The organism is Streptomyces bauhiniae, assembly GCF_004784475.1.
Classification (GTDB): domain Bacteria; phylum Actinomycetota; class Actinomycetes; order Streptomycetales; family Streptomycetaceae; genus Streptomyces; species Streptomyces seoulensis.
This window is the reverse complement of record NZ_SRRT01000004.1, coordinates 350,157-372,375: the sequence shown is the minus strand read 5'-3', so window position 1 is coordinate 372,375 and position 22,219 is coordinate 350,157. Positions and strand designations below refer to the sequence as shown.

General features: G+C 73.0%; 20 protein-coding genes. 12 read left to right on the top strand and 8 right to left on the bottom strand.

Annotation, left to right across the window (positions count from 1 at the left end; all coding sequences use genetic code 11):
* The first annotated feature begins 88 nt into the window (after positions 1-88).
* From E5083_RS15615 to mgtA, 3 genes are all read left to right on the top strand, one after another.
* Complete coding sequence (locus E5083_RS15615) at positions 89-1,051, top strand: ABC transporter substrate-binding protein (protein ID WP_135786295.1); 963 nt, start codon at positions 89-91, stop codon at positions 1,049-1,051.
* Positions 1,052-1,187: 136 nt separating this feature from the next.
* Entirely contained in the window at positions 1,188-1,541 is a 354-nt protein-coding gene (locus E5083_RS15610) for an ArsR/SmtB family transcription factor (RefSeq protein WP_135786294.1), read from the top strand.
* Between the two features lie 5 nt (positions 1,542-1,546).
* Complete coding sequence (gene mgtA, locus E5083_RS15605; RefSeq protein ID WP_135786293.1) at positions 1,547-4,039, top strand: magnesium-translocating P-type ATPase; 2,493 nt, start codon at positions 1,547-1,549, stop codon at positions 4,037-4,039.
* On the opposite strand, the gene E5083_RS15600 is transcribed toward mgtA, so the two are convergent.
* Entirely contained in the window at positions 4,030-5,604 is a 1,575-nt protein-coding gene (locus E5083_RS15600) for an LCP family protein (RefSeq protein ID WP_135786292.1), read from the bottom strand. The two genes, mgtA and E5083_RS15600, sit on opposite strands and share 10 nt — an antisense overlap.
* Before the next feature lie 124 nt (positions 5,605-5,728).
* Here E5083_RS15600 and tatA point away from each other — a divergent pair, with 124 nt between their 5' ends.
* Positions 5,729-5,929: a Sec-independent protein translocase subunit TatA gene (gene tatA / locus E5083_RS15595; RefSeq protein WP_030802613.1), complete on the top strand. Its 201-nt coding sequence runs from the start codon at positions 5,729-5,731 to the stop codon at positions 5,927-5,929.
* Between the two features lie 90 nt (positions 5,930-6,019).
* Here the strand turns inward: tatA and E5083_RS15590 are convergent, their stop codons facing one another.
* Positions 6,020-6,433 (bottom strand): DUF6114 domain-containing protein, encoded by a 414-nt coding sequence (locus E5083_RS15590; RefSeq protein ID WP_135786291.1) that lies wholly within the window; start codon positions 6,431-6,433, stop codon positions 6,020-6,022.
* 4 nt (positions 6,434-6,437) lie between these two features.
* Positions 6,438-7,094, bottom strand: a complete 657-nt coding sequence (locus E5083_RS15585; RefSeq protein WP_135786290.1) for a DUF6230 family protein — start codon at positions 7,092-7,094, stop codon at positions 6,438-6,440.
* A gap of 433 nt (positions 7,095-7,527) precedes the next feature.
* Here E5083_RS15585 and E5083_RS15580 point away from each other — a divergent pair, with 433 nt between their 5' ends.
* Positions 7,528-8,175: a Tat pathway signal sequence domain protein gene (locus tag E5083_RS15580; protein ID WP_135786289.1), complete on the top strand. Its 648-nt coding sequence runs from the start codon at positions 7,528-7,530 to the stop codon at positions 8,173-8,175.
* An 18-nt stretch (positions 8,176-8,193) separates the two neighbouring features.
* Here the strand turns inward: E5083_RS15580 and E5083_RS15575 are convergent, their stop codons facing one another.
* Positions 8,194-9,138 (bottom strand): lytic polysaccharide monooxygenase auxiliary activity family 9 protein, encoded by a 945-nt coding sequence (locus E5083_RS15575; RefSeq protein WP_135786288.1) that lies wholly within the window; start codon positions 9,136-9,138, stop codon positions 8,194-8,196.
* Positions 9,139-9,497: 359 nt separating this feature from the next.
* Here E5083_RS15575 and E5083_RS15570 point away from each other — a divergent pair, with 359 nt between their 5' ends.
* Both E5083_RS15570 and E5083_RS15565 read left to right on the top strand, forming a co-directional pair.
* The gene (locus E5083_RS15570) at positions 9,498-10,145 is read left to right on the top strand and encodes a ScbR family autoregulator-binding transcription factor (protein ID WP_135786287.1); all 648 of its coding nucleotides are present in this window, start codon (positions 9,498-9,500) and stop codon (positions 10,143-10,145) included.
* 21 nt (positions 10,146-10,166) lie between these two features.
* Positions 10,167-11,369, top strand: a complete 1,203-nt coding sequence (locus E5083_RS15565; protein ID WP_135786286.1) for a damage-control phosphatase ARMT1 family protein — start codon at positions 10,167-10,169, stop codon at positions 11,367-11,369.
* On the opposite strand, the gene E5083_RS31495 is transcribed toward E5083_RS15565, so the two are convergent.
* Together E5083_RS31495 and E5083_RS15560 are read right to left on the bottom strand one after the other, a co-directional pair.
* Complete coding sequence (locus E5083_RS31495) at positions 11,346-11,468, bottom strand: cytochrome (RefSeq protein WP_208754056.1); 123 nt, start codon at positions 11,466-11,468, stop codon at positions 11,346-11,348. The two genes, E5083_RS15565 and E5083_RS31495, sit on opposite strands and share 24 nt — an antisense overlap.
* Complete coding sequence (locus E5083_RS15560; RefSeq protein WP_135786285.1) at positions 11,452-12,162, bottom strand: cytochrome P450 family protein; 711 nt, start codon at positions 12,160-12,162, stop codon at positions 11,452-11,454. Before E5083_RS15560 ends, E5083_RS31495 begins: the two co-directional genes overlap by 17 nt.
* 236 nt (positions 12,163-12,398) lie before the next feature.
* Here E5083_RS15560 and cyc2 point away from each other — a divergent pair, with 236 nt between their 5' ends.
* From cyc2 to E5083_RS15545, 3 genes are all read left to right on the top strand, one after another.
* The gene (gene cyc2, locus E5083_RS15555) at positions 12,399-14,558 is read left to right on the top strand and encodes a germacradienol/geosmin synthase Cyc2 (protein ID WP_135786284.1); all 2,160 of its coding nucleotides are present in this window, start codon (positions 12,399-12,401) and stop codon (positions 14,556-14,558) included.
* A gap of 108 nt (positions 14,559-14,666) precedes the next feature.
* On the top strand, positions 14,667-15,791 hold the full coding sequence (locus E5083_RS15550) for an aminopeptidase P family protein (RefSeq protein WP_135786283.1): 1,125 nt from the start codon (positions 14,667-14,669) through the stop codon (positions 15,789-15,791).
* A gap of 43 nt (positions 15,792-15,834) precedes the next feature.
* Positions 15,835-16,746: an aminoglycoside phosphotransferase family protein gene (locus tag E5083_RS15545; protein WP_135786282.1), complete on the top strand. Its 912-nt coding sequence runs from the start codon at positions 15,835-15,837 to the stop codon at positions 16,744-16,746.
* A gap of 73 nt (positions 16,747-16,819) precedes the next feature.
* Here the strand turns inward: E5083_RS15545 and treZ are convergent, their stop codons facing one another.
* Complete coding sequence (gene treZ, locus E5083_RS15540; RefSeq protein ID WP_135786281.1) at positions 16,820-18,568, bottom strand: malto-oligosyltrehalose trehalohydrolase; 1,749 nt, start codon at positions 18,566-18,568, stop codon at positions 16,820-16,822.
* A gap of 173 nt (positions 18,569-18,741) precedes the next feature.
* Here treZ and E5083_RS15535 point away from each other — a divergent pair, with 173 nt between their 5' ends.
* Positions 18,742-19,293 carry a DUF1707 and FHA domain-containing protein gene (locus E5083_RS15535; RefSeq protein ID WP_135786280.1) on the top strand — a complete coding sequence of 184 codons (552 nt, stop codon included), beginning with the start codon at positions 18,742-18,744 and terminating at the stop codon, positions 19,291-19,293.
* Between the two features lie 89 nt (positions 19,294-19,382).
* Positions 19,383-19,781 carry an SSI family serine proteinase inhibitor gene (locus E5083_RS15530; protein ID WP_135786279.1) on the top strand — a complete coding sequence of 133 codons (399 nt, stop codon included), beginning with the start codon at positions 19,383-19,385 and terminating at the stop codon, positions 19,779-19,781.
* 52 nt (positions 19,782-19,833) lie between these two features.
* On the opposite strand, the gene treY is transcribed toward E5083_RS15530, so the two are convergent.
* Positions 19,834-22,176 (bottom strand): malto-oligosyltrehalose synthase, encoded by a 2,343-nt coding sequence (gene treY / locus E5083_RS15525; RefSeq protein ID WP_135786533.1) that lies wholly within the window; start codon positions 22,174-22,176, stop codon positions 19,834-19,836.
* Between the last annotated feature and the right edge of the window lie 43 nt (positions 22,177-22,219).

The following is a 22,219-nucleotide window of genomic DNA, read 5'->3' as shown; positions in this document are numbered from 1 at the left end:
TGCTCCCGACACAAACACGCGCGATCGAGGCCAATCGGTGACCTCGCTTCCCTTGACTGACAAATCACGAACTGGCTTGGATCAACAGGTGACTTACAACAACCGCATCAGCAAGTCCATCCGGGGGAACCGAGGGGCGGCGCTGGTCGCCCTCGCGGCGGCGACGACGCTGCTTGCGGGCTGTGGCTCCTCCGACGACGGCAAGTCCGACAACCCGCTGACCGGAGGCGGGGCGAGCGGTGACACCGTCGTCGTCGGCTCCAACAACTTCGCCGAGAGCATCCTGCTCGCCGACATCTACGGCGAGGCCCTCAAGGCCAAGGGCGTCAAGGTCAAGTACCAGCCCAACATCGGCAGCCGCGAGACCACCTACGGTCTGCTGAAGAACGGCTCCGTGACGCTGCTGCCGGAGTACAACGGCGCGCTGCTGGCCTACCTCGACCAGAAGGCGGCCCCGAAGTCGACCGAGGAGACCACCAAGGCCATCGAGGCCAAGCTGGACTCCAAGCTGACCCTGCTGGACCCCTCCCCGGCGGAGGACAAGGACTCGGTCACGATCAACGCGGCCACCGCCAAGAAGTACAACCTGACCGCCAAGTCCTCCATCGGTGACCTCAAGGGCATCGCCAAGGACCTGGTCATCGGCGGCTCCCCGGAGTTCCAGACCCGCCACCAGGGCCTGAGCGGCCTGAAGTCGCTGTACGGCCTGGAGTTCAAGTCCTTCAAGTCCCTGGACGCGGGCGGCCCGCTCACCCAGTCGGCGCTGAAGAAGGACTCCGTGCAGGCCGCGGACCTCTTCACCACCGACCCGGTGATCGCCAAGGAGAAGTTCGTCGTCCTGAGCGACCCGAAGAACCTCTTCGGCTTCCAGAACGTGCAGCCCCTCGTGCGCAAGGACGCGGTGCCGCAGAAGGGCGTCGACGCGCTCAACGCCGTCTCCGCCAAGCTGGACACCAAGGCCCTGCTCGACCTGGACACCCAGGTGCAGGTCCAGCACAAGGACCCGCTGGACGTCGCCAAGGCATGGCTGAAGGCCAACGGCCTCGGCTGACCCTCACCGCACCACACCACCCGGACCGCCCGGCCGACGCATCCCGTCGCCGGGCGGTCCGCGTGTGCGCCCACGGCCCCTAGACTGACTGGTCGGACAACGACCGGACAGACCAGACCGTGCGAGGAGGAGAGCAGTGGCGACAAGGCCCGGCGATCCCTTGCCGGAGGTCCTTGCCGAGGCGGCGGCCGCCTTCGGGCTGCTCGCCTCCCCGGCCCGGCTGCACCTGGTGTGGGCGCTCGCCCAGGGCGAGAGCGACGTCACCGGGCTCGCCGAACGGGTCGGCGGCGCGCTCCCCGCCGTCAGCCAGCACCTCACCAAGCTCAAGCTCGCCGGACTCGTCCGCTCCCGCCGCGAGGGCCGCCGCCAGGTCTACTTCGTCGACGCCGACGAACAGGCCGCGCTCGTGGACGTCGTCCACCTGCTGGTCGGCCGGCTCACCGAACAGACGGCACCCGCCGCCGCCCCGGCCCGCCTGCGCGGACTGTGACCCGAGTGCCGGACACCTCGCTGCGGCTCCTGCGGTGCCTGGAGACCGGCCCGCGCGGACTGACCGACACCGAGGCCGCCGGCCGGCTGGCCGAGCACGGCGAGAACACCCCGGCCGCCGCACCGCCCGCCCCGTCCTGGCCGCGCCGCTCCCTGCGGGCCCTGCGCGACCCGTTCACCGCCGTACTGCTCACCCTCGGCCTGGTGTCCGCGTTCGTCGCCTCCTGGGGCACCGCCGCCGTGATCCTCGCCCTGGTCGCCGTGAGCTGCGCGCTGCGCGCCGCCGGGGAACGCCGCGCCGACCGCTCCCTGGCCGCGCTGCGCGGCCTGGTCACCGGCACCGCGACCGTCCTGCGCCGCACCGGCCGCGCGGACGAGCCGCGCGCCCGCGAGGTGCCGGTCGCGGATCTCGTACCGGGTGACATCGTCCGGCTCGGCCCCGGCGACCTCGTACCGGCCGATGTACGGCTGCTGCGCGCGCGGGGGCTGACCGTGCGGCAGGACACGCTCACCGGTGAGTCGGCGCCGGTCGCCAAGCAGGCGGCCGATGTGCCGAGACACTTTGCCGAGTCCCATCTGTGCTTCCAGGGCAGCCAGGTCGTCTCCGGGAGCGCGAGCGCCGTGGTGGTGGCGACCGGGGCGGGCACCCGGTTCGGCGCCGCCCAGCGGATCTCCGTGCGGCGCGGGCCGAGCGCCTTCGACCGGTCCGTGCACGGCATCTCCTGGGTGCTGGTCCGGTTCATGCTGCTCACCCCGCCGCTGGTGCTCATGGCGAGTGCCGCCGTGCACGGCCGGGTCCTTCAGACGCTGCCGTTCGCCGTCGCGGTGGCCGTGGGGCTCACCCCCGAGATGCTCCCGGTGATCGTCACCACCTGTCTGGCACGGGGCGCGTCCCGGCTGGCCGACGCCCACCGGGTCGTCGTACGGCGGCTGCCCGCGCTGCACGACCTCGGCGCGGTCGACGTGCTGTGCCTGGACAAGACCGGCACCCTCACCCGGGACCGGCCCGTCCTCGCCGCCGCGCTCGGGCCGGACGGCCGGGACGACCCCGAGGTGCTGCGCCGGGCCGCAGTCGCCGCCTGGTGGGGGCTCACCCTCTCCGAACTCCCGGCCCCGGACGCCCTGGACGAGGCCCTGCTGAGCGCCGCCGGGCCGGTGGGGGAGGAGTACGACGGGGTCGCCGCGCTCCCCTTCGACCCCGCGCACCGGCTGGCCACCGTCGTGGTCACCGGTGCCCTCGGCCGGCATGTGCTGATCACCAAGGGTGCCGCCGAGGCGGTGCTGGAGCGGTGCGAGCTGGCCGAGGCCGAGCGCGACCGGCTGCTCGGGCTCGCCGCGCGGCAGGCGGAAACGGGGCTGCGCGTCCTCGCCGTCGCCACCGCCGACCTTCCCGCCCGCACCCGGCCCTACAGTGCCGAGGACGCCCGCGGCCTCACTTTCCGCGGGCTGCTGACCTTCCGCGACGACCTCGCCCCCGGCGCCGCCGACGCCCTGCGCACCCTGACCGGGCTCGGCGTCGAGGTGCGCGTCCTGACCGGCGACCACCCCGCCACCGCCGTACGCGCCTGCCGGGACCTGGGGCTGACCGTGGGGGAAGTGCGCACCGGCGCCGCACCGGAGGTGGCCGGGACACCGGGCGCCGTCACCGTCGTGGCCCGGTGCACGGCCGAGGACAAGGCACGCGTGGTGGCCGGACTCCGCGCCGCCGGGCACACGGTCGGGTTCCTCGGGGACGGGGTCAACGACGTGCCCGCGATGCTCGCCGCCGACGTGGGCGTGGCACCGCTGGGAGCCGTCGACGTGGCCCGCGAGAGCGCGGACGTGGTGCTCGGCGAGAAGGACCTCGGCGCGCTCGGGCACGCCGTGCTCGCCGGACGGCACAGCAGCGCCAACATCGCCTCCTACCTGCGCGTCACCCTCTCCTCCAACCTCGGCAACGTGCTCGCCATGCTCGCCGCCGGGCTGCTGCTGCCCTTCCTGCCGATGCTCCCGGCCCAGGTCCTCGCGCAGAACCTCTGCTTCGACGCCTCCCAGCTCGCCTTCGCCGACGACCGCCCCGACCCCGAGGCGCTGCGCCGGCCGACCAAGTTGCGGCCGCCCGCCTTCCTGCGCTTCCTCACCGGCTTCGGCCTGCTCAACGCGGTCGCGGACCTCGCCACCTTCGCCGTGCTCACGCTCGCCCCGCAGGGCGGCGTCGGGCTGAGCGACGAGGCGCTGTTCCACTCGGCCTGGTTCACCGAGAACCTGCTCGCCCAGGCGCTGGCGATGCTGCTCCTGCGCTCCGGGCGCCGTATCGCGGGCGGCCGGCCCGGCCCGGTCGGCTGGGCCTCGGCCGCGCTGGCCGGGGCCGGGCTGCTGCTTCCCGCCACCCCGCTGGGCGCGGTCCTCGGGCTGACCGCGCTGCCCGCCGACCGCTACCTGCTGCTGGCCGCCGTCCTCGTGCCGTACGCGCTCGCGCTGATCGTGGCGCGGGTGCGCCACGACCGGCGTCAGCCGTAGGTGAGGTTCGCGCAGGGGTTGTCGTCCGCCGAACGCGCCCCGTTGGCCACCTCGCTGGGCACCGAGGAGGATGTCGAGGAGGGCGTCGGATCGGTCGCGTACGCCTGGCCGAGGACCACGTTGATGCGGGGCGCGCCGATCTGCTCCAACTGGGCGCCGGGGAATACCTTGGCCACGGTCTGGGCGCGGTCCGCCATGCCGGGGCCGTACTGGACGACCGTCGCGAGGTGGTTCTGGGAGAGCGCGGTGGCCGTACCGGTGACGGTGAAGCCCGAGGCGGTCAGCGCGGCCGAGCCCTTGGCGGCGAGCCCGGTCACCGTGGTGCCGTTGTAGACGGCCACGGCGATGCCCTTGCCGGAGACGGGTGCGGGGGAGTGCGTGGCCGCGCCGGGCTTCTTCGTGGCGTGGCCCTTCCCGCCGCTGGCGTCGGCGCCGTCGATCGTACGGTCCGCCTTCAGCGCGGCCCACAGCTCACCGGCGTCCGGCTCCACGACCGCCACCCGCGCGCCCGCGTACCGCCAGGGCACGGTGACGAACTTGGTGTTGTGCAGGTCGACGTTCTTCAGCGACATGGCGAACGACAGCAGCTTGTCGGCGCTGCCCAGTCCGGGGTCGACGGTCATCGACCTGGTTGCCGCGTCGGCCAGCGGCAGCAGCTTGGTCGGGGTGAACCCCTTGTCCTTGACCTCCTTCAACAGGCTGCCGACGAACGCCTGTTGCCGCTTGATCCGCCCTATGTCGGAGCCGTCCCCGATGCCGTGCCGCAGGCGTACGTAGTCCAGCGCCCGCTGCCCCGCGACCCGCTGCTCGCCCTGCCGGAAGAGCAGCGTGCCCTGGGTGGTGCGGTTGGGGTTGAGGTCCTTCTGGTAGACGTCGTTGGGCAGGCACACCTTCACCCCGCCGACGACCTGGGTGAGCGCGGCGAAGCCCTTGAAGTCCACGACCACCGTGTGGTCCACGCGGAGCCCGGTGAGCTGCTCCACGGTGTTCTGAGTGCAGGCCGGGTTGCCCTTGTCGGTCTCACCGACCGAGAAGGCCGCGTTGAACATGGTGTTGGGCTGGGCCTGGGTCCAGCCGCCGGTGGGCAGCTTGCAGGGCGGGATCGTCACCAGGGTGTCGCGCGGTATCGACACGGCCAGCGCGTGCTGGTGGTCGGCGTATATGTGCAGCAGCAGCGTGGTGTCGGAGCGGCCGATGCCGTCCTTGTCGCCGCCGCCCAGCGCCGCGTTGCCGTCGGTACGCGCGTCCGAGCCGATCACCAGGACGTTCTCACCCTTGGACGAGTCCGCCGGGCGGTTGTCGGAGAGGCCGCCCGCGTCGAAGGTCTGGATGTTGCCGTTGAGCTTCAGGTACACCCAGCCGGCCCCCGCGCCGCCGAGCACCACCAGCGACAGGCAGACCAGGAGCGCCACCCGTGCCCGGCGCGCGCGGCGGCGCCGCCGGTCCCGCGCCCCGGACCGGGTACCGCGGCCCCCGTCGCCGGAACCGCCCTCGTCCTCCGGGGAGCCCCGGCCGCCGCCGCGTCGCCGTGACGGTGCCGTCCCCCGGCTGCTTGTGATGCTCATCGCCCGCCCTCTTGTGCCTCTCCCTGGGTTGTACAGTTGCGCAATGTAGCAATCATCCCTGAACGGGCCGGAGGCGCGGGAGCCCCCGGCCGTCAGGAACCGCGTGGGAAAAGGGAGGGCGGCCATGCTCCGCAACGGACTGGAACCCTGGCATCTGCTGGTCGTGGCGATCGTCTTCATCGTGCTGTTCGGCTCCAAGAAGCTGCCGGACACCGCTCGCTCGCTGGGCCGGTCCCTGCGCATCCTCAAGAGCGAGGCGAAGGCGATGAAGGACGAGAGCACCGCCCCCGCCGCCCCCACGCCGGCCGACCCCGCTGTTCGCTGAACTCGGCACGCCGGGGGAGAAGTTCCCGTATCACCTGAAAGAGGGAGAACCCGGCGGCAGGGTGCCGCCGGGTCCGGGGGAAACCGGTGGTCAGGCGCCCACGCGCTCCCGGCGCCGCTGCCGTCGGGACACGCGGGCCTCCTGGTCGGGCAGCCAGCCGAAGGCGAGGCAACTGCCGACGACGCCGAGCAGCAGGCCGATGAAGAAGCCGCCCAGGTTGGACGTGAGCCAACTGCCCAGCGAGACCAGGACGCCGACGATCGAGTAGAACAGCCGCTGGGCCGGGTTGAAGAGGACCAGCAGTCCGAGCAGCAGCATCAGGGCCGGCAGCAGATAGCCCGCGAGCCCCTGCATGCCGATGTGCATGACGACCTTCAGCGACGCCTTCTCGGTGAGCAGGATCTCGGCCCCGCCCAGCGCGAGCAGCAGCCCGCCCCAGAACGGCCGCCGCCCCCGCCAGTCACGGAAGGCCGCCCGCGCTGTCCGGCGCCCAGGCTCCGCCATCGGCTCAGCAGCCCGAGTCGCTGAAGCCCAGCTTCAGACCGGGCAGCTTGAACACGCCCGCGGTGGTCGCGTAGTTGGTCTGGCGCAGGTTGGCGATGTGCACGGTGTCGGCCTGCTGGGAGAAGACGCCGATCGGGCCCTTGGCGTTGGCCTTGTTCAGGGTGCTGGCGTCGTTGCCGATCTCGATGTTGTCGAAGGCGGCGTCGCCCGACAGCTCGGTGGAGTCGGTGGTCAGATCGGTCGCCGTCACCTTCTTCTCGCCCTGGCCCGCCTTGATCAGCAGGTTGGTGCCGCCCAGGTCGACGCTCTGGCACAGCTTGGTGAGGGTGGCGTTCTTGATCGCGGAGGTGACGACGAGCACCTGCCCGCCGGTGTCACCCGCGTTCGGGCTGCCGTCGGCCATGTTGTCCAGGCCGCCGAACTGCTCGAAGCCGGTGCCGTTCAGATCGGTCGCCGTGACGGTGAACGGCATGCCGGAGATGGCGAACTGCACGCCCAGCGCGCCCTGGGCGGTCAGGATCGCCAGCCCGGCCGCGACGAGGGTGGCGGGGATCGCCAGTACGGCGGCCCGGCGGTACCGGACGCGCCCGCGCCGTACGCCGCCGGCCGGTTCGGGCGCGGGGGTGGGGTCGGTGGACGAGAGGTCCGGGGACGAGGCCATGTCTGCTCCCATGGGCGTAGATCCATGCGGGTTTCAGGTGGCGCGTTGTCCTGGCGCGGACAAGGGCGGCCGCGTGGGCCGCCTCGCTGTTCCCGGTGGACGCGAGGGCTCTGGCCGGTTACGCGACGGTAGCCTTCTCGGAAGTTACCGCCGGTTACATTGAAGGGTCAAGAGAGTTGTGAAAACTAGGTGCCGACCCTGCGCAGACGGGTGCTTCTGACCTCCAACTCCCCTGCACCGTATTGACGTTGGCCTCACATCAGGTCTACAACTCTGCCTGATTCCCTCGGGACCGTGGCGCCGGGCCCGACCCGCGGCACGCGCCGGTTCCCGGCTTCTCCGGGCGGCCGTCCCGTATACGAAATCCCGCACCTCGCATCGCATCCCGGCGCACCCTGCTCTCCGCCCCCCACCTCGGAAGAGAGGCACCCGCATGCGCACCTTCCTCGCCCTTGCCGGAACCGTCACCGCGCTCACCGTCGCCGTGGCCGTCCCCGCGTCCGCCGACGCGGGCACCGTCCTCACCACCGGCGGTGTCGGCGGCACCGCCGTGGCCGTCGGCGACACCCTCACCGCACCGCTGGCCGCCGGCACCTCCGCCACCCTGTACTCCAGCGCGACCGGCACCAGCGGCGTCACCTGCACGGCGTCCCAGTTCACGGCCCAGGTCACCGGCAACCCGGCGGCTCCCGGCGCCGCCACCGAGTCGGTCACCGGCCACACCTTCGACAGCTCGACCTGTACCAGCAACGTCACCGGGGTCCTCGGCGTCAACGGCATCACCGTCGACCACCTGCCGTACACCGCCTCGGTCTCCTCCGACGGCACCCTCTCCGTCGCCCCGGCCAGCGGCTCGACCATCCAGACCACGGTCAAGCTGCGCACCCTGCTGGGCTCGGTCACCTGCGTCTACCAGGCGCCGAGCCTGACCGGGAAGGCGGACAACGCCGACAACAGCATCACCTTCACCAACCAGCAGTTCAGCAAGGTGTCCGGCTCCTCGCTGTGCTTCGCCAGCGGCTACTTCACCGCCAAGTACGCCCCGGTCACCGACGCGGGTGCGTCGGTGTTCGTCAACTGACCCTTCGAGAAGCCTCGTTCAGCGCCGGCGCAGGCGCGGGACGAGGGCGGCGGCCGCGGTGACCACCAGCACCGCGGCCGCACCGCCCGCCAGCAACGGAGCCGAGGGGCCCGACTTCGCACGGGTCGCCTCGGCCACCGGCTTGCCGTCGTCCGGCACGGCGGCGTACGAGGAATCCTTGCGCGGCACGGGAGTTGACGCCTCTGCCGAGGGTGAGGCGGACGCGGAGTGCGAGGCGTGCGGGGACGGCGTCGCCTTGGAGGCCGGCTTCTTGGTGGCCGCAGGCCGGGTGGCGGCCGAACCACCGCCCGAAGCCGTGCTCTTCTTCGCCAGCACCACGTCGGAGCACGAGTAGTAGGTGTCCGGCGTGCTGGTGTTCTGCCAGATCGTGTACAGCATCTGACGCCCCGTCCGGTCAGAGGGCAGCGTCGCCGTAAGGTGGTACGCCCCGTTGCTCAGCGGCGGGTTCTTGAACTCGGCGAACGGGCGGTCCGGCAGGTCGGACCACTTCAGCGGCTTCGCCGGGTCGTAGCCGGGCTTGGTCAAGTACAGCCGGAACGAGCCCTCGTGGGCGATCGTGGAGGCGTACGTCAGGGTCATCCGGGCGCCCGGAGTCAGTCGGGTCGAGGGCCAGTCGGTGCGGGCCAGGTCGAGGCCCCGGTAGGCGGGGAGGTTCCCGCTGCACAGCTTGCCGTCCGGAATCACCTGCCGGTCCCGGCCGTTGACGCCGGGCACCCGCAGGTTGTCCCACGCCGTGAAGGGGGCGCCGTTCGCCGCGATCGCGGCCCGGCAGGCGGCCGACCCGTTGGCGCTGCCGCCCTGGGGCGAGCAGGCGTAGACCCGGCTGACCGGATCGGTGGGGGCGCCGTGCGCCCGGGCCGGGCCCGCCGTCCACGGCAGCAGCAGGAGCGGGGTCGCGGCGGCGGCCGCCAGAGTGCTCAGGCGGGCGGTCATCCGAGTCATCCGGGACGTCTCCTCGGCGGGGCGGTGATGGGGTCTACGTCCCCAATACGGGTGACGGCACTGGGGTGTTCACGCCCTCGATTGACCGAAGAAGTCAATTCACAGACCGCATCGGCTGTTTTTGCCGCGCCTCTCACCGTCCGGGAATCTTCGCGTAAGCGACGCAGGGCACCCGGAAGCCCCCGGAGCCGGATAAGAGCGGAAGGCCCAGTTCACCCCGGTCGAGCAGGGGAGGAAGTGTGGAAGAGCACGGAATCTCGGTGCGTCCCGCGTGACTCCCGTTGCGGCTCCGTGAGTTATCGTATGCGAGGGGTCAAAACAAACCGCGTGTCCCGTTCGTGCAGGAGAGGGGTCGGCCGATGGCGAGGCAGTTGCGCGCTGAACAGACCCGGACGACGATCATCACGGCCGCGGCCGACCTGTTCGACCGGCAAGGGTATGAATCCACCAGTCTGAGCGACATCGTCGGACATGCGAACGTCACCAAGGGCGCCCTGTACTTCCACTTCGCCGCCAAGGAGGACCTGGCGCACGCCATCCTCGAACTCCAGTCGGCGGCCGCCCGGCAGGTGGTGGCCGAGGTCGAGGGCCGGGGCTGCTCCTCGCTGGAGGCGCTGATGCGCGCCACGTTCGCCCTCGCCCGTCTCGCCGTGCACGACCCGGTGCCCCGCGCCGGACTCCGCCTGGTCACCACCAACCTGCCCATGCGGCCACCGCTGCGGCACCCCTTCACCGAGTGGCTGGAGTTCGCCTCCCGCAAGCTGCACGGCGCGGTCCGGGACTGCGATGTGCACGCCGAACTGGACGCCGGGATCGTCGCCCACTCCCTGGTCTGTTTCTTCGTCGGCACGCGGGTCGCCGGGCGCACCCTGGAACCGCCCGCGCGGCTGCCCCGCAGGGTCGCCGAGATGTGGTACCTGATGCTCCGCAGCCTGGTCCCGGTGCACCGCCGCCCCCGCTACCTCGCCCTCGCCGCGCAACTGGAGCGGGAAGCCAGGACCGGCTGACCTGCGGGGTACGGTGACGGCATGTCCGACGCCGCCCCCACCGCGCCCGTCATCCGCGCCGACGAACCCGGCTCCTTCCCGCACCGCACACTGGCCGAACGGCACCCCGCGATCATCCGCCAGGTGCGCGAGGGCCTCCCCTACGAGCCCCCGCAGCAACGCGCCCTGGACGCCCTGCTGAAGAACTGCACCGAGGGCGTCATCGAGCCCCTCCCCGCCGACGCCCCCGACCGCGCGCGCTGGCAGAGCTGGGGCATGGACACCTACGCGGGCCAATCTTGGTTCGACGTGCCGTGGCTGTGGGCCGAGAGCTACTTCTACCGCCGCCTGCTCGGCGCCGTGGGCTGGTTCGGCCCCGGCGCCTGGCGCGGCATCGACCCGTTCCGCCCCTCCAAGACCGGCGAACTCCACTCCGCCGAGACCGACGCCGAGCTGTCCGCGCTCGATGAACTCCGGGACAGCCCGGCCGACGAACGCAATTGCGCCCTGCTGAGCGGCTCTTTGTGGGGCAACCGAGCCGACCTCAGCTTCCGGCTGTCCTCGGAGGGCGGCGAGCGGCGCGAAGCGGCCCCCGGCCTGGTCGCCGACGACAGCGACCTCCTCTGGTCGCTGCTCCCGCCCGGCGGCACCGGCACCCTCTGCCTGGTCGCGGACAACGCCGGCCGCGAACTCGTCCCCGACCTGCTGCTCATCGCCGCGCTCCTCACCGAGCCCCGCATCGGCCGCGCGGTCCTGCACCTCAAGCCGACCCCGTACTACGTCTCCGACGCCACCACCGCCGACGTGCTCGACGCACTGCACCGGCTGCGCTCGGCGGGCGGTCTGGCGGGGGAGTACGGCGACACGCTCTGGTCGGCCCTGGGCGACGGGCGTCTCGTGCTGCGCGCCCACCCCTTCTCCTGCTCGCCGCTGCCCTACGCCGACATGCCGGACGACCTCCGCGCCGACTTCGCGGCGGCCGGCCTCACCCTGTTCAAGGGCGACCTCAACTACCGCCGCCTGGTGGGAGACCGGTACTGGCCCGCCACCACGCCCTTCGCCGAGGTGACCGCCTACTTCCCCGGCCCGGTGGCCGCGCTGCGCACCCTCAAGTCCGAGGTCATCACCGGGCTCTCCGCGTCCACCGAGGCCGCGCTGGACAAGGCGGAGGGCAGGAAGTGGCTCACCAGCGGCACCCACGCCCTGATCCAGGTCAACCCGTCAACCGGCCCGGACGGGCAGTGACGCGACCCCGTTGGTGACGCCGGAGCCGGACGCCTGCACCGGCCCGGCGAGCCGCAGCTCCGGCAGGGCGCGCAGCACCTCCTCATAGAGGACGCGCAATTGCAGCCGGGCGAAGCTGGGCCAGCAGCGCGAGTCCGCCCGCCGCCGCGTCGCGCATGGGGGCGAGGCCGGTGGTGAGGAGGAGGGGGACCAGCATCTCCAGCTCGCCGGAGGTGAGTTGGGCGTTGTGGGCCAGCACCGTGGTGAGGTCGTCGTCCGGGTAGCGGCGGCGGTGGGTGATGAGGTGGGGGGCGTAGCCGGCCATGTCGTCCAGTGCGTGCGGCCCGGTCCAGCCGGGCAGGCGGCGCCGGTCGGCGTGCGGGATGCCCAGCAGGTCGGCCAGGTTGAGCGCGGTGTACGGGTCGGACACGGCGGTGGCGAGGTCGAGGACCCGGTCGGTGGCGCGGGCCGTGTCCAGGGCTCGGGTGAGCAGGGTGCGGGCGCGCTCGCGGGCGGTCTCCGTGAAGCGCTGGACGCGCTCGGGGGTGAGCGCGCGGGCCGCGTGGTCTCTGCGGCGGGTGTGCTGGGGCGGGTCCTGGTGCGACAGCAACCGTCTCAGGAGCGGGACTTCGCCGGGTCCGGGGAGGGAGGAGTACGTCGCCGGGTCCTGGAGCACGCGGAGGACGTCGGCGTGCCGGGTCACCGCCCAGTAGCCGGGGCCGGGCGGGCGGTCCGGCGTGTGGGGCTCGTCCTGCCAGGACACCGGGGCGGGTGCGTGCGGTAATCGGTGCCGGGGAGGCGGGGTGGGGATCATGGCCCATACCGTGGCCCCGGCCCGGGGGCCGGGCAAGGGGAGGGACGGCCTCCGGTGCCGGGCTGACCGGATGTCGTCGGCGGGGCCGGAAAACGGGCCATGGACAGGGGTGTGGCTGTGACGGTCAACGCCACACCGGGCGGCGCGAGTTCCCGGTTTCGGTACTGGTTCACGCGATGGTGTGATCATCCCCGTCGCGGCGGATGACCCATTTGCCCGGCGGGTAGCCCCCCGCCATGACGCAGCCGTTCGAACTCCCGCACTTCTACATGCCGTATCCCGCGCGGCTCAACCCGCATCTGGACGAAGCCCGTGCCCACTCCACCGCGTGGGCGCGCGAGATGGGCATGCTGGAGGGCTCCGGGATCTGGGACCAGGCCGACCTGGAGGCCCACGACTACGGCCTGCTGTGCGCCTACACCCACCCCGACTGCGACGGTCCGGCGCTCTCGCTGATCACCGACTGGTACGTGTGGGTGTTCTTCTTCGACGACCACTTCCTCGACATGTTCAAGCGCACCCCGGACCGCGCGGCCGGCAAGGCCCACCTGGACCGGCTCCCGCTGTTCATGCCGCTCGACCCGAGCGCCCCCGTGCCCGAGCCGGAGAACCCGGTCGAGGCGGGCCTCGCCGACCTGTGGGCGCGCACGGTTCCGGCGATGTCCGAGGACTGGCGCCGCCGCTTCGCCGTGGCGACCGAGCACCTGCTCAACGAGTCCATGTGGGAGCTGTCCAACATCAACGAGGGCCGGATCGCCAACCCGGTCGAGTACATCGAGATGCGCCGCAAGGTGGGCGGCGCCCCCTGGTCGGCGGGGCTGGTGGAGTACGCGACCGCCGAGCTGCCCGCGTCGGTCGCGGAGTCCCGGCCGCTGCGGGTGCTGATGGAGACCTTCTCCGACGCCGTCCACCTGCGCAACGACCTGTTCTCCTACCAGCGGGAGGTGGAGGAGGAGGGCGAGAACAGCAACGGCGTGCTGGTGCTGGAGCGGTTCTTCGGCTGTTCCACCCAGGAGGCCGCCGAGACCGTCAACGACGTGCTCACCTCACGGCTGCACCAGTTCGAGCACACCGCGCTCACCGAGGTGCCCGCCGTCGCGCTGGAGAACGGGCTGCGGCCCGACGAGGTCGCGGCGGTGGCCGCGTACACCAAGGGGCTCCAGGACTGGCAGTCCGGCGGCCACGAGTGGCATCTGCGCTCCAGCCGCTACATGAACCAGGGCGCCCGCTCCGAGACGCCCTGGCGGGTGCCGAGCGGCCCCGGCACCTCCGCCGCCGATGTCCGCGCGCTGCTCGCCTCGGCGGGCGCCGACCGCCTGCGCGCGTACACGCACGTCCCGTACCAGAAGGTCGGGCCGTCGCTGCTGCCCGAGTTCCACATGCCGTTCCCGCTGGGGCTGAGTCCGCACGTCGACGCCTCCCGCCGGAACCTCCTCGCGTGGTGCCACACCATGGGCATCCTGAGCGAGGGCGTCTGGGACGAGGACAAGCTCCGCGCGTACGACCTCGCGCTGTGCTCGGCCGGACTCGACCCCGACGCCACCCCCGAGGCGCTCGACCTGAGCGCGCAGTGGCTCGCCTGGGGGACGTACGGCGACGACTACTACCCGTTGGTGTACGGCCACCGCCGCGACCTGGCCGCCGCCCGGCTGACCACGGCCCGGCTGTCCCAGTGCATGTCCGTGGACGGCGAACCGGGCATCGTCCCGGCCAACGCCATGGAGCGCGGGCTCGTCGACCTGTGGACGCGGACCACCGCGCCGATGAGCACCGAGCAGCGGCAGACCCTGAAGGCCGCCGTCGACGTGATGACCGAGAGCTGGGTGTGGGAGCTGTCCAACCAGCTCCAGCACCGCGTCCCCGACCCGGTCGACTACCTGGAGATGCGCCGCGCCACCTTCGGCTCCGACCTCACCCTGAGCATGTGCCGCATGGGCCAGGGCCCGGCGATCCCGCCCGAGGTGTACCGCACCGGGCCGGTGCGCTCGCTGGAGAACGCGGCCATCGACTATGCCTGCCTGCTCAACGACGTCTTCTCGTACCAGAAGGAGATCGAGTACGAGGGCGAGATCCACAACGCGATCCTCGTGGTGCAGAACTTCTTTGGCATCGACTACCCGGCCGCGCTGGCCGTCGTCCACGACCTGATGACCCAGCGCATGCAGCAGTTCGAGCATGTCATCGCGCACGAACTGCCCGTGCTCTACGACGACTTCCAGCTCTCCGAGGAGGGGCGGGCGGCGATGGACCACTATGTCCTCGACCTCCAGAACTGGCTTGCCGGCATCCTCAACTGGCATCGGGAGGTCGACCGTTACAAGGCCGAGTGGCTCGGCAGCCGGGCTCACGGCTTCGTGCCCGGCCAGGCACCCGGGAGGCTCCAGCCGACCGGCTGACGGCACCCCCGCATCCTCGGCGGCCACCGCAAACCCGGTGGTCGCCGTATGTCCCGCGCGTCATGATGGCCGTACGCCCCGCCGCCACGACCCCACCCGGAGGCCCGGATGACCGGCAGCACGCCCGCGATCTTCACCGCCGAGGACTACCGCGCCCGGATGGCGCGCGCGACCGGCGCCGCCGCCGAGGCGGGGCTCGGGGGACTGCTCGTGGCGCCGGGACCGGACCTGGTCTGGCTCACCGGGTACGCGCCTCCCGTCACCGAGCGGCTCACCCTGCTGGTCCTCGTGCCCGGCCGCGAGCCCGTGCTCGTGGTGCCCGCGCTGGAGGCCCCCGACGCCGAGCGGGCTCTGGGCGCCCCCGCGCTCACCCTGCTGAAGTGGACCGACGGCGAGGACCCGCACTCCCTCACCGCCGAGCTGCTCGACCCCAGGAGCGGCGTCGGCGTCAGCGACAACGCGTGGGCGCTGCATCTGCTCGCCCTCCAGCGGGCCCTGCCGGATCTCAGGTGTTCCGCGCTCACCGACGCGCTGCCCATGCTGCGTGCCGTCAAGGACGCGGCCGAACTGGAGTTGCTGGCCGCCGCCGGGGCCGCGGCCGACGCCGCCTTCGAGGAGATCCGCAAGCTGCCCTTCGCCGGGCGCCGCGAGGACGAGGTGGGGCGCGACCTCGCCGATCTGCTGCGCCGCTTCGGCCACTCCCAGGTGGACTTCACCATCGTCGGCTCCGGGCCCAACGGCGCCAACCCGCACCACGAGGTGGGTGAGCGGGTCATCCAGCGGGGTGACATGGTCGTGCTCGACTTCGGCGGGCTCAAGGACGGCTACGGCTCCGACACCACGCGCACGGTCCACGTGGGCGAGCCGACCGAGGAGGAGCGCCGGGTGCACGACGTGGTGCGGGCCGCGCAGGAGGCCGGGTTCCGGGCGGTCCGGCCGGGCGCCACCTGCCAGGACGTCGACCGTGCCGCCCGCGCGGTGATCGAGGACGCGGGGTACGGGCCCTACTTCATCCACCGCGCCGGGCACGGCATCGGGGTCACCACGCACGAGCCGCCCTACATGATCGAGGGCGAGGAGCAGCCGCTCGTGCCGGGCATGTGCTTCTCGATCGAGCCCGGCATCTACCTGCCCGGCCGGTTCGGGGTCCGGATCGAGGACATCGTGACGGTGACGGAGGACGGCGGACGCCGCCTGAACGACACCACCCGTGAGATGGTCGTGGTGGACTGAGAACAGCTCCGCGACGACCTTCCGGAACGGCGAGACACGACCCATGACCCGGCCACCGACCCCCACCCCGGACACCGTGCGCGCACTGGTTCGCTCGCTGCTCAAGAGCGGTCCGGCCCAGGGACCCGAGGTACGGCCCGTCGCGCCGGAGCACCCGTACACCTGGTGGGTCGGGAGCCGGTACGTGCTGCGGCTCGCGCCCGACCGGGAGGCGTCCGTCCGGCTGCGGCGGGAGACGCGGCTGAGGGATCTGGTGCGGCCGCACGTACCCGTCGTCGTCCCCTCCGGGGTGGCGCACGGCGACTGGACGCCCGGTCTCGCCTGCACGCTCGACGCCCGGCTGCCGGGCGACTACGGCGGCGGGCACGAGGTGTCCGCGCTCGGCGAGGCCGACCTCGCGGGGCTGTTCACCGGGCTGCGTGCGGTTCCGGTCCGGCAGGCCGAGACGCTGGGGGTGCCGCGCGTGGCCCCGCGCTCGCTGGGGGCGCTGCGCCGTATCGCCGCCCACGCGGCCGAACGGCTCGCCGCCGCCGACGAGTTCGACGCGGGGCGGCTGCGCCAGCTCACGCCGTCCGGGGCAGCGCAGCTCGCCGCGCAGGCCGGCTCGGCCGTCCTCACCCACCACCGGCTCACCGACGAGCACGTGCTGATCAGCGTCGACGGCCGGGTCCGCGCGGTCCTCGACTGGACCCGCGCGGCCCTGGGCGACCCCGCCGAGGACATCGCCGCCCTCGCCACCTCGGTCGGCGCCCCCGCCGCCGTCCGCGCCGCCACCCTCGCCGGATACGGCCCCCGCCCCTGCCTGCGCGGCCTCTGGCTGGCCCGCTGCGACACGATGATCGCGCTCACCGAGCACCTGGACACCCCGGCGGCGGGCCCCCTGCACGCGGCCCTGCTCCGGGCGTGGGAGCCGATCATGCTGGAGCGGGTCACGGAGCTGAAGGACGAGGGGTAGGGGGGCTCGGCGCGGCTTGGGCGCGCGGCGCGTGCGCCTGCCCGGCCGACCCCACCCCCCAGCCGGCGGCAGCCTACGGCTGGGACAGGACCACGCAGGACTCGCCCGGTACCTGGAGCAGCCCGTCCGGCCCCGGCGGCTGCACCGACTCGTCCCACGCGGCCAGGATCTCCAGGTGGCCCGTGCCCAGTGGGATGGCGGCCGGCTCCTTGCCCAGGTTGACCGCGACGCGGATGTCACCCCGGCGGAAGGCCAGCCAGTGGGCGGGCTCGTCGTAGGCGACCTTGGTGTCCGCGAGGTCGGGCACGGTGAGGTCGGGGCGTTCGTGGCGCAGGGCGATGAGGCGGCGGTACCAGGCGAGCAAGCGGGCGTGGGGATCGCGCTCGGGCTCGGACCAGTCCAGGCAGGAGCGGTCGCGGGTGGCGGGGTCCTGCGGGTCGGGCACGTCCTCCTCGGCCCAGCCGTGGGACGCGAACTCCCGCCGTCTGCCCCGCCGGACGGCCTCGGCCAGCTCGGGGTCGGTGTGGTCGGTGAAGTACTGCCAGGGCGTGCCGGCCGCCCACTCCTCGCCCATGAACAGCATCGGGGTGAGCGGCGAGGTCAGGGTGAGCGTGGCCGCGCAGGCCAGCAGGCCGGGGGAGAGGGTGGCGGCGAGGCGGTCGCCCTGGGCGCGGTTGCCGACCTGGTCGTGGGTCTGGCTGTACCCCAGCAGCCGGTGCCCGCTCAGCCGGGCCCGGTCCAGCGGGCGGCCGTGGGCCCGGCCCCGGAAGCTGGAGTAGGTGCCGTCGTGGAAGTAGCCGCCGGTCAGGGTCTTGGCCAGCGCGGCGAGCGGGGCGCGGGCGAAGTCGGCGTAATAGCCCTGGGACTCGCCGGTCAGGGCGGTGTGCAGGGCGTGGTGGAAGTCGTCGTTCCACTGGGCGTGCAGACCGAGGCCGTGCTCGGTGCGCGGGGTGATCATCCGGGGGTCGTTGAGGTCGGACTCCGCGATCAGGAACAGCGGGCGGCCCACCTCCTCGCCCAGCGCGTCCACCGACTCCGACAGCTCCTCCAGGAAATGCCGGGCGCGGTCGTCGTGCAGGGCGTGCACGGCGTCCAGGCGGAGCCCGTCGAGACGGTAGTCCCGCAGCCAGGCCAGCGCGCTGTCCCGGAAGTAGGCGCGCACCTCGTCCGAGCCCGGTGCGTCCAGGTTGACGGCGGCACCCCACGGGGTCTGGTGCGTGTCGGTGAAGTACGGCCCGAACGCCGGGAGTTGATTGCCGGAGGGGCCGAGGTGGTTGTGCACCACGTCCAGCACGACACCGAGGCCCAGTTCGTGCGCCCGGTCCACGAATCGCTTCAGCGCCTCCGGCCCGCCGTACGGCTCGTGCACCGCCCACGGCGCGACCCCGTCGTACCCCCAGCCGTGCTGACCGGGGAAGGAGCACAGCGGCATCAACTCGACGTGGGTGATGCCCAGTTCCTTCAGATGGCCGAGCCGCTCGGCGGCCGCGTCGAGCGTGCCCTCGGGGGTGTACGTGCCCACGTGCAGCTCGTACAGGACCGCGCCCGGCAGCCCGCGCCCCGGCCAGCCGGCGCGCCACGCGTACCGGTCCTGGTCGACGACCGCGCTCAGCCCTTCGGGGCCGTCCGGCAGGCGGCGCGAGCGCGGGTCGGGCAGGACGGGGCCGTCGTCCAGCGCGAAGCCGTACCGCGCGCCGTCCGCCGCGTCCGCCTCCGCCGTCCACCAGCCCGTCCGCTGCGGATCGGGTTCCATCGCCCGCGTGGCGCCCTCGCAATGGAGCGCGACCCGGTCTGCCTGTGGTGCCCACACCTCGAACTTCACGGACGGTTCCCCTTCGTCTGCTCACCGTGATGCAGTCGGTCCATCGTGCCGCGAATTCGATCAATCCGCTTTCGAATCGGGGCTTTCCGCCCGGGTGTCGCGGAAGTGGGCGCCCGCTGGCGCCGGTTGCCTCTTCTGGACACCTCGGGGTGGGCTGCCCGACAATCACGAACGTGACGTCGTCCTTCGAATTCCCCGTGTATCCCGTACGGGTCTCCGACGCGGAACGCGACAAGGCGCTGCGGGTACTGCGGGACGGCGTCGCCCTGGGCAAGCTGTCGCACGACACCTTCGTGCACCGCATGGAACTGGCCCTCGCCGCGCGCAGCCCCCGTGAACTCGCCGTGCTCACCGCCGACCTCAAGGACGGCAACCGGCTGAGCCGCGCGCTGTTCGGCACCGTGGAGGCCGTGTCCGGCTTCGGCGTCCGGCTGGGCCGGGCCTGGCGCGCCGAGCGGCTGCCCAAGCTGCTGCTGCCCCACCCGACGCACGGCCACCCCCTGCGCATCGGCCGCGACCCGGCCAGCGGGCTCCGGCTCAACCACGACACGGTGTCCCGCGTGCACGCCGAACTCCGGTATCAGGGCGGCATGTGGGTGCTGCGGGACCTCGGCTCGACCAACGGGACCACGGTGAACGGGCGCCGGGTGCTGGGCGCCGTGGCGGTGCGCGAGGGGGACCTCGTCGGCTTCGGCACGGTGTCGTACCGGCTCGCCGCGGACTGACCCGCCGGGACCGAACTGGTGTGCTGTCATGGCTGCCGTTCGGGTGAGGCGGGCTGGCGCGGTCCGGCCGATGTGCCGATGCACCGGGCATGAACCGTCTGACACGTACGGCGGCGCTCGCCGCCACCCTCATGGCCACCTGTCTGCTCGCCCCCGGCGCCACGGCGCACGCGGCGTCCGGTGACTGGCTCTCCCTGACCGTCACGCGGCCCGGTACCAACGGCGCCGGCAGCCGCGCCGCCCTGCTGCTCTGCGACCCCCCGCAGGGCCACCCGAAGGCCGCCGAGGCGTGCGCGGAACTCACCGCCGCCGACGGCGACTTCAGCCGCCTGGGCGACAAGGACACCCTCTGCACGCTGGTCTACGCGCCCGTCCGCGCCCGCGCCCAGGGCCGCTGGCACGGCAAGCCGGTCACGTACGACCGGACCTTCGGCAACGCCTGCGAGCTGGGCGCCGAGACGGGCTCCGTGTTCGCCCTGGAGGGCTGACGGCAGGGCCGGGTGGCACACGTCCTCCTGCCACCCGGCCCGCCCCACTCGCTCAGGCCACGTCGCCCGCTTCGTCCACCCGCTCCAGCAGCCCCACCGGCAGCGCCGAGAACAGGTCCGCGGCGCGCACCTCGCCGGTGAACTCGCGGTCCGGGGCGAGGACGTCCCGCCAGCGGCCGGGCGGCAGCGCGAGGTGGGTGTCGTGCCAGCCGCCCGCCTCCTCCAGGTGCACCGAGAGCCGGGTCACCGCCGTGATCACCTCGCCGGAGCGGGAGAACGCCAGCACATGCTCGGCCGACGGCCCCTCGGCGAGCAGCGGGGCGTACGCGCCCGCCCGGCCGAAGATCTCCGGCCGGCGCGCCCGGAGCTGAAGGGCCGCCCTGGTCAGCGCCTCCTTCTCGCCCGGCGCGGCCGGCGGGAAGGGCACCGGACGCCGGTTGTCGGGGTCCACCAGCGCCCGGTACTCGCTCTCCGTCCCCTGGTACAGGTCCGGCACGCCCGGCATCGTCAGGTGCACCAGCGCGGTGCCCAGCACGTTGGCCCGGATGTGCGGCTCCAGCCCCTTGCGGAAGGCGGCCACCCGCTCACCGGGCGGCCCGCAGGGCCCGGCGGCGACGAACGCGGTCACCGCGTCCTCGTACGGCGGCTCCTGCTCGGTCCAGCTCGTGTACATGCCCGCCTCGCGGACGTGCTTCAGCAGCGCCTCGCGCACCCGCTCCTCCTCGGCCGGGCCGAGGCCGAACACCGTCTGCCAGGCCGCCCAGGCCAGTTGGCCGTCCGGGAGCACCTCCGGTTCCCGGCTCACCTCGGCGAGCAGCTTGGCCCAGCGGCCGGGGCACTCGGTGAGCACGTTCAGCGCCGCCCGGACGTCCGCGCTGCGCTTGGTGTCGTGCGTGGTGACCACCGTGGCGGTGTCCGGCCAGTGGCTCGCCAGCCGGGCGCAGTAGGCGTGGAACTCCGCCGGGGAGACTCCCACCCGGCCTGGATCGCCGCCGACCTCGGTCGCCGACAGCAGCGGGACATAGCGGTAGAACGCAGTGTCCTCCACCGACTTGGCCCGCAGCGCCGACGCGGTCTGCGCGAACCGGCTGCGGAACTCGGTGAGTTCGGGCAGCGTGCCGTCGTCCGGACCGATCAGCAGCCCGCGTACCAGGTCGACCGCGTCGGCCTCCTCAGCCACCGCGAACGCCCGCCGGGCCTCCGCCGCCGCCTCCTCGGTGACGACCGTCGCGGCGTCCTCGGAGGTGTACGGCCGGTAGACCGGCATCCGGACCAGCAGCTCCTCCAGCGCCGTGCGGAGCGCCCAGGGCGCCCGGTCGCGCAGCGCCAGGTCGGGGGAGGCGGCGCACAGCCGGACCGCCGAGCGGGTGAGCCGGTCGGCCTCGGCGGCCAGCTCATGCGTGAGCACCTTGTACGCGGCCCGGCGCACCGTCGCGTCCCAGTCGCCGCCCCGGTCGAGCTGCGGGGCCGCGAACGCCCGGTAGTGGGCCTCGAGTTCGGCGGCACCGGCCGGACCGGTGAACACCCCGTCGATACGGCGCAGGGCGTCGTAGCCGGTGGTGCCGGCCACGGGCCAGGAGTCGGGAAGCTCCTCCTCGTCGGCGAGGATCTTCTCCACCACCGTCCAGCGGCCCCCGGTCGCCTCGTCCAGCCGGGCCAGATAGGCGTCGGGGTCGGCGAGGCCGTCCGGGTGGTCGATGCGCAGGCCGTCGATCACGTCCTCGGCCAGCAACTGGAGGATCTTGCCGTGGGTGGCGTCGAAGACCTCGGGGTCCTCCACCCGCACCCCGATCAGCTCGGAGATGCTGAAGAAGCGCCGGTAGTTCAGCTCGGTGCGGGCCAGCCGCCACCACACCGGGCGGTACCACTGGGCGTCCAGCAGCTCGGGCAGCGGCAGGCCCTCGGTGCCGGAACGCACCGGGAAGAGATGGTCGTGGTAGCGCAGCAGCTCCCCGTCGGCCACCAGATGCTCGCGCTCGGCCGCGATGGGCCCGCCGAGCACCGGCAGCAGCACCTGGCCGCCGCGCGAGGCCCAGTCGATGTCGAACCAGCGCGCGTACGGCGACTCGGGGCCCTCGCGGAGCACCTCCCACAGGGCGCGGTTGTAGCGGGGGGCCATCGCCATGTGGTTGGGCACGATGTCCACCACCAGGCCGAGCCCGTGCTCCCGCGCCGTGCGCGACAGCGACCTGAGCCCGTCCTCGCCGCCCAGCTCCGCGCGCACCCGCGCGTGGTCCACGACGTCGTAGCCGTGCGTGGAGCCGGGGACGGCCTCTAGGACGGGGGACAGATGCAGGTGCGAGACGCCCAGCGACGCCAGATAGGGCACGGCCGCCTCGGCGGCGGCGAAGGGGAACGAGGGCTGGAGCTGTAGGCGGTAGGTGGCCGTGGGCACCCCTGGTCCGGGTCGCACTGAAGTCATGCAGAGCTACGTACCC

Coding starts and splice junctions, on each gene's coding strand:
- E5083_RS15600 (WP_135786292.1), bottom strand. CDS start 5,604: ATGAGCATCACAAGCAGCCGGGGGACGGCACCGTCACGGCGACGCGGC.
- tatA (WP_030802613.1), top strand. CDS start 5,729: ATGCTCCGCAACGGACTGGAACCCTGGCATCTGCTGGTCGTGGCGATC.
- E5083_RS15590 (WP_135786291.1), bottom strand. CDS start 6,433: ATGGCGGAGCCTGGGCGCCGGACAGCGCGGGCGGCCTTCCGTGACTGG.
- E5083_RS15585 (WP_135786290.1), bottom strand. CDS start 7,094: ATGGCCTCGTCCCCGGACCTCTCGTCCACCGACCCCACCCCCGCGCCC.
- E5083_RS15580 (WP_135786289.1), top strand. CDS start 7,528: ATGCGCACCTTCCTCGCCCTTGCCGGAACCGTCACCGCGCTCACCGTC.
- E5083_RS15575 (WP_135786288.1), bottom strand. CDS start 9,138: ATGACTCGGATGACCGCCCGCCTGAGCACTCTGGCGGCCGCCGCCGCG.
- E5083_RS15570 (WP_135786287.1), top strand. CDS start 9,498: ATGGCGAGGCAGTTGCGCGCTGAACAGACCCGGACGACGATCATCACG.
- E5083_RS15565 (WP_135786286.1), top strand. CDS start 10,167: ATGTCCGACGCCGCCCCCACCGCGCCCGTCATCCGCGCCGACGAACCC.
- E5083_RS15560 (WP_135786285.1), bottom strand. CDS start 12,162: ATGATCCCCACCCCGCCTCCCCGGCACCGATTACCGCACGCACCCGCC.
- cyc2 (WP_135786284.1), top strand. CDS start 12,399: ATGACGCAGCCGTTCGAACTCCCGCACTTCTACATGCCGTATCCCGCG.
- E5083_RS15550 (WP_135786283.1), top strand. CDS start 14,667: ATGACCGGCAGCACGCCCGCGATCTTCACCGCCGAGGACTACCGCGCC.
- E5083_RS15545 (WP_135786282.1), top strand. CDS start 15,835: ATGACCCGGCCACCGACCCCCACCCCGGACACCGTGCGCGCACTGGTT.
- E5083_RS15530 (WP_135786279.1), top strand. CDS start 19,383: ATGAACCGTCTGACACGTACGGCGGCGCTCGCCGCCACCCTCATGGCC.